The sequence below is a fragment of the Thioclava nitratireducens genome (assembly GCF_001940525.2).
GTDB classification, from domain to species: Bacteria; Pseudomonadota; Alphaproteobacteria; order Rhodobacterales; family Rhodobacteraceae; genus Thioclava; species Thioclava nitratireducens.
The window spans coordinates 2,380,150-2,392,680 of record NZ_CP019437.1 but is presented as its reverse complement, the minus strand read 5'-3'; the positions used below and the strand labels follow the sequence as shown (position 1 = coordinate 2,392,680).

Here is a 12,531-nt window from a genome sequence, read left to right as displayed (position 1 = left end):
AAATAGATCGGCCCGGACCTTTGCGTCCGGGCCTATTTATTGCTGTCGGCGGTGCAGAGGTCATCCATCACGGGTCTTAACCCTCCTGTCGCACCACCCGGAACATCGCGCGGCGCTCTTCCGGGGTCATTTCCGCCAGATGTGCGGCGCGGGATTTCGGCCGCGGGGTGTAAGGCGTCTGGCTTTCGGCGAAGCCAGAGGTGGCGGCGGTCGGCACGGGCTGCTCGAAGGAGTGCGCCGGAGGAGACCTGCGCCCAGTCGGTCGGGGCGAAGGCTGCGGGTCGCGCAGGGGCGGCATCTCCAAAGGCTTGATCCGCGCGGCTGACACGGTAAAGCGGCGCGGGGCACGTCCTGCGTCGAGGCTACCGTCCGCCGCCTCCGGAGCGCGCAGAGGCTCCGCTACGAAACATCCAAGCGCGCGCGTCACCGCCTCGAAATCGTCCGTCAGCGGCAGCATCAGCAGATGGCCCGTCAGTTCCGGTTTTCCGAGCCCTGCGGCCGAGGTCAGTTGCGCCTCGGCGATGGCGGGACGCGCGAAGACGGCCTCGGTCAGATCGGCGATCTGTTTGCGGGCTTCGGGCGCGAAGAGCGAGGTCAGGGGCATGCCGCGCACCTCCATTCCCATCAGGCCGCAGATATGCTGGCCCGCAAGGCGAAACCGCGCCATGCCCGGCGCGACGCGCTCGAGGATGAAGGCGAATTGCAGTGCCCGGTCGATGCCGCGCGGATCGATATCGGCGCGCGCGGGCATCGGGCGACCGTCGAGCAGCGCCTCCCAATAGGCGTGCAGCTCGTTGCCGACCCGGCGACCTTTGGCCGAGGCGGGGGATGCAGCGTTGCTGTCGGTCTCGCGATCCATTTCTATCATCCTTGTTTCGTCCCGCGCGGCACGGGCGCGGGGCCGCTTTCTCTCGCCCGGCGCGCCGGTGGCGCGGGGCGCCTTGCGGTTGACCGTCGGGACGAAATCGTTACTGAACTCTTACCGGGCCCCAAGTTAGGCCATTTTTTCGTCACATGGAGAAAGAAACTCTTAAATGGTTAAGCCCGCCCCAGAGCCGCGCCCGGAGGGGGCGCCCGCCGCCGCCACCGTCTCGATGACCGGATTTGCCGCCGGACAGGGGAGCGGCGCGGGGCATGACTGGAGCTGGGATCTGCGCTCGGTCAATGGCAAGGGCTTCGACCTGCGGTTGCGGCTGCCCGATATCGAGGGGCTGGAGCCGGCGCTGCGCAAGGCGGTCGGCGAACGGGTCGCGCGGGGTAACGTCACGCTGAACCTGAAGCTCACGCAGGCCGTAGGCAGTGCCGCGATGCGGATCGAGCCGGAGGTGCTGAACGCCGCCCTTGCTGCCGTCGACAAGGTCGAGCGCGCCGCCGAACGCAAGGGCGTGGCGCTGGCGCCGCTCAAGCCGAGCGACCTGATGGCGATGCGCGGGGTGATCGACCACTCGGGCAGCACGATCGAGGATCCCGCCGCACTGCTGGCCGCCTTGATGGAGAGTTTTGCGCCCGTTCTGGAAAGCTTCGTCGCGATGCGCCGCGAGGAAGGCGCGCGGACGGGCGCGTTGCTGGCCTCCCGCATCGACGAGATCGCGGCGTTGACCGATGAAGCGGAAATCGCCGCCGCAGCGCGCGCTCCGAAAGCTGCAGAGACGCTGCGCGCGGCGCTCGCGCGGGTGATGGAAGCGACCGAGGCCGATCCCGACCGGGTCGCGCAGGAACTGGCGCTGATCGCGATCAAGGCGGATGTCACCGAAGAGATCGAACGGCTCCGCGTCCATGTCGAGGCCGCGCGCGCGCTTCTCGCCGAGACCGGGCCCGTGGGCCGCAAATTCGAATTTCTGGCGCAGGAATTCGTGCGCGAGGCCAATACGCTGTGCTCGAAATCGGGCGATGCGGAGTTGACGCGGATCGGTCTGGCGTTGAAATACGCGATCGACCAGCTGCGCGAGCAGATCCAGAACGTAGAGTGATACCAATGCCCGACACTGCCCGCCGCGGCCTTCTGATCATCCTGTCCTCGCCCTCGGGCGCTGGAAAATCCACGCTTGCCAAACGGCTGATGAGCTGGGATCCGACGCTGCGCTTCTCGGTCTCGGCCACGACGCGCGATCCGCGCACGGGCGAGACCGATGGTGTCGAGTATTTCTTCAAGACCCGCGCAGAGTTCGAAGCGATGGTGGTGCAGGGCGACATGCTGGAACATGCCGAGGTGTTCGGCAATTTCTACGGCACCCCGAAAGGCCCGGTGGAGGCGGCGATGGGCGAGGGGCGCGATACGCTCTTCGACGTCGACTGGCAGGGCGGTCAGCAGATCCGCAACTCCACGCTTGGCAAGGACGTGGTCTCGATCTTCATTCTGCCGCCTTCGATCGCGGCGCTGGAAGACCGTCTGCGCAGCCGCGCGCAGGACAGCGACGACGTGATCCGCAGCCGGATGGAGAAATCGCTCGCCGAGATCAGCCATTGGTCGGAATATGACTATGTTCTGGTCAATGACGACCTCGACCGCGCCGAGGAGATGCTGCGCACCATTCTGACTGCGGAGCGTAACCGCCGCGACCGTCAGGTCGGGCTCAGCGAATTCGTGCGAAAACTGAACAGGGAGTTCGACGCAAGATGATTTACGAACTGGACGGGATCGCCCCGAAAATCGCCGAAGACGCATGGGTCGCCGCCGACGCCAACGTGATCGGCAAGGTCGTGTTGGAGGCCGAAACCTCGGTTTGGTTCTGCGCGACCCTGCGCGGCGATAACGAGGAAATCCGGGTCGGACGCGGCTCGAACCTGCAGGAAAACGTGGTCTGCCATACCGATATGGGTTTTCCGCTGACCATCGGCGAAAATTGCACGATCGGCCACAAGGCGATGCTGCATGGATGCACGATCGGGGACGGCTCGCTGATCGGGATGGGGGCGACGGTTCTGAATGGGGCGAAGATCGGCAAGGGCTGCCTGATCGGCGCCGGTGCGCTGATCACCGAGGGCAAGGAAATTCCCGACGGCAGCCTCGTGATGGGCGCGCCGGGCAAGATCGTTCGCGAACTCGACGAGGGCGCGCGCAAGGCGCTTCTGGGCTCGGCCGCGCATTACCGCGAGAATGCGGCGCGTTTCGCCAAGGGGTTGAAAGCGATCGGCTAATTGTCGCGACGCTTGTCGACCGGCAAGGTGAATATATCGAAATCGAGCTGGGGATGCGCGGCGCGCACCTCCTGCCGGATGAAGTCGATATTCGGAAGCGGAGTGGAATAGGCCCGCAGCTTGCCGGCAAACCCGAACCGTTCGAGACGCTTTGCCAGATCGAGAATGTCGAACCGCGTGGTCAGCAGCGGCGCCAGCACCAGTTCGGGGCGCAGAGCCGCCATCTTTTTCGCGGTGATCTGGTCGTATTGCAGTACCTGAATCGCCTGGCCCGAAATCTCGTTGAGCGACGGGGGCAACTTTCCGCCCGGGTCTACAAGCAGAAGGTTGCTGCTCTCGGACGTTTTCACGCATTGAAAGAGAACAGCTTGTAGCGCAAGGCGGGAACTCGGGGTTCTTGGCATAATTCGTAATAACCTCATCGCCCCCGATGATGTATTCGACGGAACCCGACCGGGCTCGGCTAAATACACGCCTAGGTTTAACGTCTCGGTAGCCATTCTACAACCCATTGATTGCGAACCGCGAAGCGTGAGTTGCAATGCCGATGCAGGGTTGGATTTCATGTCTATGACAAGCCTTTACAGCTCGCCTCGCATCGCTCAAACCTTGCTCCGAACGAGATGGCAGGCGGGGAGGCGCGGCAATGAGCCAAGGGGCGATCGGACAGGTTCTCGACGCGCTGCCGAGCGCGGTTTTGCTGATCGGGCGCGACGAGCGGATCGCGCAGGGCAATCTCGCAGCCAATCGGCTGTTCGGAACGCAGTTTCTCGGGCGCCCCTATGTGACGGCGTTGCGCCAGCCCGGCTTCGGGGCGGCGGTGAGCGCGGCGCTGCGCGGGGCGCGACCCGATCCGGTTCGCCTGCGGCTGCATCCCACCGGTCAGGCCGAGACGATCACGCTGGTGCATTTCTCTCCGCTGCCGCCCGCGCCCGAAGGGCCGCTTGCGACGAATTCGGTTCTGGCAAGCTTCGAAGACATCACGGCTCTCGAATCTGCCGAAGCCATGCGGCGCGATTTCGTTGCAAATGTGAGCCACGAGTTGCGCACGCCGCTGACCGCGCTGATGGGCTTCATCGAGACGCTCCGCTCGAGCGCGCGCGACGATGCGGCGGCGCGCGACCGGTTCCTGTCGATCATGGAGCGCGAGGCGGCGCGGATGAACCGTCTGGTGGGCGATCTTCTCTCGCTCAGCCGTGTCGAGGGCGAAGAGAGGATGCGTCCCACTGGCAAGGTCGATCTGGCGCTGGTGCTCAAAGGGATCACGCAGACGCTAGAACCCGTGGCAGAAGCGGCACAGGTGAAGCTGATCTCCGAGGGCGAGGCCGGGGCCTTGCCGGTGCAGGGCGACCCCGATCAGCTGACGCAGGTCTTCTCGAACCTCGTGGAGAACGCGATCAAATATGGCGGGCAGGGCGGCGAGGTGCGGCTGCGGGTCTCACTGATCCCGCATGAGCCGGTGTTGCGCGGCAAAGCCTATCGCGTCGATGTGATCGACCGCGGCGAGGGCATCGACGAACAGCACCTGCCGCGCCTGACCGAGCGCTTCTACCGCGTCGATACCCACCGCTCGCGCGAGAAGGGCGGAACGGGGCTGGGTCTCGCCATCGTCAAGCATATCGTGGCGCGCCACCGTGGCCGGTTCCGCGTCGACAGCAAGAAGGGCGAGGGCAGCTGCTTCACGGTGATCCTGCCTGCGGCCTGAGAGCGCGCCGGTACGGTTCGGTTTCGGCTAGACGAGATGCGCTGACGTTCTGTCACTTCCGCGTCGCGCTCCCTTGAACCGGGACGCGCAAACCGATAGCTTTATGGCAACTTCAAATCGGAGGGCGTAATGATGACGCCCAAGCGTCCCCGGTCGGCGGGCGCGCTCCCGACAGCTGCATCGCCCGCGCGGGCGGTGAAACCGGCTCAGGTCGAGTCCCCCGCGACCAAATCCGCCAAGTCCGGCGAGGGGCTATATGCCGCTCTCGATCTTGGCACCAACAGTTGCCGGATGCTGATTGCCCGTCCCAAGGGTTCTCAGTTTCAGGTCGTGGACAGCTTCTCGAAAGCGGTCCAGCTGGGTCAGGGTCTCGAAACCTATGGCCGGTTGTCGCGCAGCTCGATGTCGCGCACCGTTCAGGCTTTGCAAATCTGTCGCCGCAAGATCGAAACGCACGGGGTCACCCGGATGCGTCTGGTGGCGACCGAAGCCTGCCGGCGCGCCAAGAATGCGCGCGACTTCATCCGTTATGTACGCCGCGAGACCGGCCTGCCGCTGGAGATCATCGCGCCCGAGGAAGAGGCGCGGCTGGCCGTGATCTCCTGCGCTTCGCTGGTGTCGCCCAATTCCGAGCAGGTTCTGGTGGTCGATATCGGCGGCGGCTCGACAGAGCTCGTCTGGATCGACCTCGAAGACGTGCCGCCCGGCGACAGGGCCCGCGCGATCATGCGCCTCTCGCAAGGGTTCAACCAGCCCGACGGGCCCGATCCGGCGGCGCGCGTTGTCGATTGGATTTCGGTGCCGCTCGGGGTCGCGACGCTCAAGGATCAATTCGCCGATGTCGAAGACGATGCCGCACGCTTTGCGCTTATGAGCTGGTTCTTCGAGGAGAAGCTCGCGGACTTCACGCCCTACGCGGCGGGCAGCCCGCAGGACGGATTCCAGATCATCGGCACCTCCGGCACCGTCACGACGGTCGCGGCCTGCCACCTCAACCTGAAGCGCTATGACCGCAACCGGGTGGACGGGCTGACCATGACCTCGGGCGAGATCGACGCTGTGATCCGCTCCTTCCTGCAACTCGGGCCCGCCGGGCGGCGCTCCGACCCGCGGATCGGGCGCGACCGACACACCTTGATCATGTCCGGCGCCGCAATTCTCCAGGCCCTTATGCGGGTCTGGCCCACCGACCAGATGTCCATTGCCGACCGTGGCCTGCGCGAGGGGCTCCTCTATGCGCAAATGGCCGGAGACGGCGTGTTAGAAGAGATTAAATGATGGCGAAGACACCGAGCGGCAAGAACACTTCGGGACGCGGGCAGCGCGACCTGCGCGTGCGCGTGAAGACGGCGAAGGGGCGCAAGCTGTCCTCGACCCTCTGGCTGGAGCGGCAGCTGAACGACCCTTACGTTCAGCGTGCCAAGAAAGAGGGCTATCGAGGCCGTGCCGCCTACAAAATCCTCGAGCTGGACGACAAGTATCGCTTCCTCGTGCCCGGCGCGCGCGTGGTCGATCTGGGTTGTGCGCCTGGCGGCTGGTGTCAGGTGGCGGTCAAGCGTGTGAACGCCCTGGGCGAGAAATCCGGCAAGAAGGTCGGCACCGTTCTGGGTGTCGATCTGCAGGAGGTCACACCGATCGCCGGGGCCGAAATCCACGTGCTCGATTTCCTCGAAGAAGGCGCCGACGACAAGGTCAAGGAATGGCTTGGCGGCTCTGCGGATGTGGTGATGTCGGATATGGCGGCCGCGTCCTCGGGGCACCAGAACACCGATCACCTGCGCATCATCACGCTGTGCGAAGCGGCGGCAGAGTTCGCCTTCGACGTGCTCGAAGAGGGCGGCACCTTTGTCGCCAAGGTTCTCGCAGGCGGCGCGGAGCAGGGATTGATGACGATCCTGAAGAAAAACTTCACCAAGGTCGCCAATGTGAAACCGCCAGCCTCGCGCTCGGACAGCTCGGAGAAATTCGTGGTGGCGCAAGGTTTTCGCGGGCGGCGGCACGAGGAGCCGTGAGCCTAGACTGTCTCAACCCCGAGACAGGTGCCTGCCCGCTCAGCGGGAATTTACGTTGTGAACGGTTCGAATCGGCCTAACCTGCGTGGACTTTCATAGGCTGCGCAAGAGAGGGAGGCTTTCGCATGCCGTCACTGCATACGGGCGTTCCGCGCCAACATGCCGATATCGTGCGCGAAGTCGTCTCTTCGCCGAAATCCGCCACGCGGGCGGGGTTCGCGGCGAGTTGGCGCCGCTCGATGATCCATCACCGCATCGACCCCGAAACCGGTGGGCGCAATGAGCGCCTGACCCAAGCCGAGATGCGCGAGCGGCGCGAGCGGGCGGAACTGATGATGCGGATCGCCTCGCCGGTGCTCGACCGTCTGTCGCGGGCGGCAGGCGATGCGGGCTGCACGGTCCTTCTATCCGACGCGGGCGGGCTCGTGCTGGACGAGCGTTTGCGCGACGCGGATAAGGATGATTTCCATTCCTCCAACCTCGCGCCCGGCTCGGACTGGTCCGAAGGGGTCGAGGGCACGAACGGCATCGGTACCTGCGTCGCCGAGGCGCGCCCCGTCACCGTCTGGCGCGATCAGCATTTCCGCACCCGCAACACGGTGCTGACCTGCATGGGCTCGCCCATTTTCGGCGCGCAGGGCGATCTGGCCGGCGTGATCGACGTCAGCTCCGCGCGCTCCGACATGACCGAGGGATATGCGCGCCTCGTGGCGCTGACCGTGCAGGACGCGGCGCACCGGATCGAGGCGGACCTGTTCCGCGCCTCCTATGACGGCGCGCGCATCCTCTCGACCGGCTCGGGCGAGACCGGGGCGCAGGGCGTGATGCTGCTGGCGCTCGACCGCGACGATCTCGTCGTCGGCGCCACCCGCGCCGCCCGGCGGCACCTCGGCATCGAGGCCGGGCAGATCGGCCAGCTTCCGGCTTCCGATCTGCTGGAGCATGGCATCCGCAACGGTCTCGAAGAAGCGCAACGCGCCGAAATGGCCCGCGCACTGGCCCGCAACGGCGGCAACGTCTCGGCTGCCGCCCGCGATCTCGGCATCGGTCGGGCGACCTTCTACCGCAAGGCCAAGGCGCTCAACCTCGGCGTTTGAGTGGCGGTGAGGCGGGCAGGGGGCTGGGCCGACCGATCACGGCGCTACTCTATCGCGTTTCCGGATCTCCGTTTCTTGCCTGGCACCCCGTGGGGCGCCTGCCTTGTCGTAACAACTGCAAGTCGTCGTGCGCCCAATTAGCTGTGCAAAGTGCTTCACTCACATTTTCGCAACGGTTTCCCACATAGATCGGTCCGGTGTCGCTCGGCACGATCTGCGCCCCAGAGTTGTAAAGATCATACGAAAATCGCCGCCCGAACGTCCAAAACACGCCACAGTTCGATGATTCCTTGAGGCATGAAGACTTCGGAATCTTCCGGCACGTATCGCTCCGATACCCGCGGCGTGCCTGAGGCAAAGCATAGGGCAGAGGCGAATGATGAGCTGCAAGTGCGGTGCTAGCTCTTAGCATCCCGATGCAGGGTATGGCGGGCGAGGCTTACTTGGCGCGACGCTCCCCTTCGGTCCTGATAAATATCCCGGCGGCTCCGCGGGTGCGGGGCGGCGCCCCTCCTTCCTCTGAATGCTGCGCCTGCACCTGTCTCAGCTCTGATACAGATGACGTATTCCCCCAGCGCAGACCGGCTATGCGTAGCGTGCGCGATTAGGCAAGCTGAGCCCCATACTGCGCGGCCCTGTCGGTTGCGCTCTAAACTGGGAGGAAGACCAATGGCCAATGATATGACGCCCGAGTTCAAAGGCGTTTCCGTGTCGCCGTTCCGCGACCGCTACGACAACTTCATCGGCGGCAAGTTCGTGCCCCCGAAAAGCGGCAAGTATTTCGACAACATCACACCGATCACTGGCAGCAAGGTCTGCGAAGTCGCCCATTCGAACGAGGCGGATATCGAAGCCGCGCTTGATGCCGCCCATGCTGCGAAAGACGCTTGGGGCAAGACCTCGGCTGCCGAGCGCTCGAACGTCCTTCTGAAGATCGCCGACCGGATCGAGGAAAATCTCGACCTGATCGCCGCGGCCGAAACCTGGGACAACGGCAAGCCGATCCGCGAGACCACGGCCGCCGACATCCCGCTCGCCGTCGACCATTTCCGCTATTTCGCGGGCGTTCTGCGCAGCCAGGAGGGGACGATGTCGGAAATCGACGCCGATACCGTCGCCTATCACTTCCACGAGCCGCTGGGCGTCGTCGGGCAGATCATTCCGTGGAACTTCTCGGTTCTGATGGCGGCATGGAAGCTGGCGCCGGCGCTGGCGGCAGGCAACTGCATCGTGCTGAAACCGGCCGAGCAGACTCCGGCAGCGATCATGGTCGTGGCTGAAGTCATCGCCGACCTGCTGCCCGATGGCGTTCTCAACATCGTCAACGGCTACGGCGCGGAAGTCGGCGCGGCGCTGGCGCGCTCCTCGCGCATCTCCAAGATCGCCTTCACCGGCTCCACCGCGACGGGCCGCAAGATCATGCAGGCCGCGACGGAGAACCTGATCCCGGTCACCTTGGAACTTGGCGGCAAGTCGCCCAACATCTTCTTCTCCGACGTGATGGCCGAGGATGATGCATTCCTCGACAAGGCGGTCGAAGGCTTCGTGCTGTTTGCCTTCAATCAGGGTGAAGTCTGCACCTGTCCGAGCCGCGCGCTCATTCAGGAGGACATTTACGAGAAGTTCATGGAGCGTTGCATTGCCCGCGTCGAAGCCATCAAGCAAGGCGACCCTCGCGCGATGGAGACGATGGTCGGCGCGCAAGCGAGCCAGGAGCAGCATGACAAGATCATGTCCTATCTGAGCATCGGTCGCGAAGAAGGGGCCGAGGTGCTCACCGGCGGTGACGCCGCGCGCTTCAACGGCGATCTGGCGAACGGCTTCTACATCCAGCCGACGATCCTGAAAGGCCACAACAAGATGCGGGTCTTCCAGGAGGAAATCTTCGGCCCCGTGGTGTCGGTCACGACCTTCAAGGACGAGGCAGAGGCGCTCGAGATCGCCAATGACACGATGTACGGCCTTGGCGCCGGTGTCTGGACCCGTGACGGCTCGCGTGCCTATCGCTTCGGTCGCGGGATCGAGGCGGGCCGCGTCTGGGTCAACAACTACCACGCCTATCCGGCCCACGCGGCCTTCGGCGGGTACAAGCAGTCGGGCATCGGTCGCGAGACCCACAAGATGATGCTCGATCACTACCAGCAGACCAAGAACATGCTGGTCAGCTACAACCCGAACAAGCTCGGGTTCTTCTGATAGGGTTTACCTCCCCGAAACCCGGGCCGCGCCTGCAAGGGCGCGGCCCATTTCTATGCGGCGCGGCGGGCCGCCGATATCGCGTGAACGAGATGTTAGGAGAATCGTTCTAGTCCGGATCCGACTGACTTTGAGAAAGGGTCCGACATGTCCATTCGCCGGCAAATCCTGTTGTTGCCAATCGTGATCTCGCTCATCGCCTGCGCGCTGATGGCAGCGGGGATGTTCTGGGTCGGTGGCAAGCTCGAGGATGTCTCGCGCGTGCGCAATCTGAATGCGGCCGAGGAACGGATGCGTAGCGCGATCGAGGCCGCGAGTGTCGGTGCGCGCGACCGGGCGCTGCTGATCGCAGGATTGCCGCAGGTACAGGCAGCAATGGCTGCCCGCGACGATGCCGCGCTGGAAGCGATCTTCGCGCCGAACTGGCCGGTCTTGCGCGACGAGACTGGCGTGGCGCAGTTTCAGTTCCATCTGGCGCCTGCAACGTCGCTGATCCGTATCCACAAGCTGGAAAAACGCGGCGACGATCTGTCGGGGTTTCGCAAGACCGTGGTCGCGGTGAACGAGACCGGCAAGCCGGTCGCGGCGCTGGAATCGGGCAAAGCGGGGATCGGAGCGCGGGGCGTCGCCCCGGTCTTCCACGAGGGCAAGCAGGTCGGTTCGGTGGAGATCGGCCTCAATATCGGACAAACCTTCTTCGACGCGCTCAAGGCCCAGACCGGCTCCGAGTATGAATATTTCGGTCTCCTCGGGGACGGGAAGCCAGAACGGCTCGCCTTCACCGTGGATGAGCGGAACCCGCTGAACGACGCGGATTTCGCGGCATTGCGCGCAGGCGAAACGGTCGACAAGTGGATCTCCCATGACGGGGCGGACTACGTGCTGCGCGCGACACCGGTGCGGGATTTCTCCGGCGACGTCGTCGGTGCCGCGACTGTGGAACTGAGCGCCGATGAGCTGGCGGCTCTGCGGCGAATGATCTGGCAGATTTCGCTCGGCTTGATTGCCGCGGCCTTCGTCGTCTCCGGGGTGATCGCCTGGATCGCGGGTGGACGGATCACGCGCCCGATCGGCGCATTGGCGCGGGCGACCGATGCGATTGCAAAAGGGGATACGCAGGTCAAGGTTTCGGGCGCCAAGCGGCGCGATGAGCTGGGCGAGATGGCACGGGCACTCCAGGTCTTCGCCGAGAATATCGAGCGGAACGCCGAAATGCAGGAGAGCCTGCGTCTCGAAGAGGAAAATGCCCGAAAGGCGGATCGCGCGCGTCAGGAAGAGGTCGCGCAGGCCGAGGAGGCTCGCCGTGCTGAGGCAGAGGCCGCGCAACGCGCGGAGCGCGAAGCCGAAGCCGTGGAACAGGCAGCCCTGCGCCAGCGCGAGGAAGAGTCGCGGCAAGCTCTCGCGGATCAGAAGACCATCGTGAATACGCTCGCTGCGGGGCTCGATGCGCTCGCGCGCGGCGATCTCGGTGCTTCGCTCGATCACGAACTGCCCGGCGAGTATGAAAAGCTCCGCCACGACTTCAACGCGGCCGTGGCCCAGCTTGCCGCTTCGCTGAGTCAGATCGACAGCGGGGCACGGCATATCGACGGCGAGGCCCGCGCAATCGCAAACTCCGCCGATGAACTCAGCGCCCAGACAGAGCGCAATGCCGCAACGCTCGAACAAACTGCGGCGGCCCTCAACGAACTTACGGTCTCGGTCCAATCGGCAGCGGAAGGGGCGCAGTCGGCGCGCGATCTTGCCAGCGACGCGCGCGGACATGCCGAGAGCGGCTCCAACGTGGTGGATAGCGCGGTGGCCGCGATGGCGGAGATCGAGACCTCTGCAAAGGCGATTTCGCGGATCACTTCGGTGATCGACGATATTGCCTTCCAGACCAACCTGCTCGCGCTCAACGCCGGGGTCGAGGCCGCACGGGCGGGCGAGGCGGGCCGGGGCTTCGCGGTCGTCGCTTCGGAAGTGCGCGCGCTGGCGCAGCGCTCCTCCGAAGCCGCTAAGGAAATCTCAGAGCTGATCTCTTCCTCGGACCGGCAGGTGCAATCCGGCGTGAGTCTGGTCGGCCAGACCGGTGCGGCTCTAGCGCGGATCGTGGGCTCGGTGCGCGAAATCCATGACCGGGTCTCGGAAATCGCGGCTTCTTCGGGGGAACAGGCGAATGGTATCGCCGAAATCAACACTGCGGTGCACCAACTGGATCAGGCAACGCAGCGTGGGGCCGCGATGTTCGACCGCAGCGCCGCTGCCAGCCGCGCGATGCTGTCCGAGAGCGCGCAGCTGATCGCCGCCGTTTCGAGTTTCACCCTACCGCAACGCGATGGCACCGCGAGCGCTGCATGATGCGTCTGATCCATGGGCCCGTTCCAAAGACGCACATCGGTGT

Annotated in this window: 11 protein-coding genes; 9 read left to right on the top strand and 2 right to left on the bottom strand. The window is 64.8% G+C overall.

What is annotated here, in order from left to right; translation table 11 throughout:
* Positions 1-76: 76 nt before the first annotated feature.
* On the bottom strand, positions 77-859 hold the full coding sequence (locus BMG03_RS11360; protein WP_075774903.1) for a PAS domain-containing protein: 783 nt from the start codon (positions 857-859) through the stop codon (positions 77-79).
* A gap of 175 nt (positions 860-1,034) precedes the next feature.
* On the opposite strand from BMG03_RS11360, the gene BMG03_RS11355 reads away from it, so the two are divergent.
* From BMG03_RS11355 to BMG03_RS11345, 3 genes are read left to right on the top strand one after another with little or no spacing between them, the layout of a single operon-like run.
* Positions 1,035-1,970, top strand: a complete 936-nt coding sequence (locus tag BMG03_RS11355; protein WP_240497093.1) for a YicC/YloC family endoribonuclease — start codon at positions 1,035-1,037, stop codon at positions 1,968-1,970.
* A gap of 5 nt (positions 1,971-1,975) precedes the next feature.
* Entirely contained in the window at positions 1,976-2,620 is a 645-nt protein-coding gene (gene gmk, locus BMG03_RS11350) for a guanylate kinase (RefSeq protein WP_075774902.1), read from the top strand.
* On the top strand, positions 2,617-3,138 hold the full coding sequence (locus BMG03_RS11345) for a gamma carbonic anhydrase family protein (protein WP_075774901.1): 522 nt from the start codon (positions 2,617-2,619) through the stop codon (positions 3,136-3,138). The genes gmk and BMG03_RS11345 overlap by 4 nt, the downstream gene beginning before the upstream one ends.
* Here the strand turns inward: BMG03_RS11345 and BMG03_RS11340 are convergent.
* Positions 3,135-3,437: a hypothetical protein gene (locus BMG03_RS11340; protein ID WP_075774900.1), complete on the bottom strand. Its 303-nt coding sequence runs from the start codon at positions 3,435-3,437 to the stop codon at positions 3,135-3,137. The two genes, BMG03_RS11345 and BMG03_RS11340, sit on opposite strands and share 4 nt — an antisense overlap.
* A gap of 347 nt (positions 3,438-3,784) precedes the next feature.
* Here BMG03_RS11340 and BMG03_RS11335 point away from each other — a divergent pair, with 347 nt between their 5' ends.
* From BMG03_RS11335 to BMG03_RS11310, 6 genes are all read left to right on the top strand, one after another.
* Complete coding sequence (locus BMG03_RS11335; protein ID WP_075774899.1) at positions 3,785-4,843, top strand: sensor histidine kinase; 1,059 nt, start codon at positions 3,785-3,787, stop codon at positions 4,841-4,843.
* 132 nt (positions 4,844-4,975) lie between these two features.
* The gene (locus tag BMG03_RS11330; protein WP_075775118.1) at positions 4,976-6,121 is read left to right on the top strand and encodes a Ppx/GppA phosphatase family protein; all 1,146 of its coding nucleotides are present in this window, start codon (positions 4,976-4,978) and stop codon (positions 6,119-6,121) included.
* Positions 6,121-6,855 (top strand): RlmE family RNA methyltransferase, encoded by a 735-nt coding sequence (locus tag BMG03_RS11325; protein ID WP_075775117.1) that lies wholly within the window; start codon positions 6,121-6,123, stop codon positions 6,853-6,855. Before BMG03_RS11330 ends, BMG03_RS11325 begins: the two co-directional genes overlap by 1 nt.
* Positions 6,856-6,980: 125 nt before the next feature.
* A complete protein-coding gene (locus BMG03_RS11320; protein ID WP_075774898.1) occupies positions 6,981-7,952 on the top strand; it encodes a GAF domain-containing protein in 972 nt (323 codons plus the stop codon).
* A 669-nt stretch (positions 7,953-8,621) separates the two neighbouring features.
* Entirely contained in the window at positions 8,622-10,148 is a 1,527-nt protein-coding gene (gene adh, locus BMG03_RS11315; RefSeq protein WP_075774897.1) for an aldehyde dehydrogenase, read from the top strand.
* A 147-nt stretch (positions 10,149-10,295) separates the two neighbouring features.
* Positions 10,296-12,488, top strand: a complete 2,193-nt coding sequence (locus BMG03_RS11310; RefSeq protein ID WP_075774896.1) for a methyl-accepting chemotaxis protein — start codon at positions 10,296-10,298, stop codon at positions 12,486-12,488.
* The last annotated feature ends 43 nt before the right edge of the window (positions 12,489-12,531 follow it).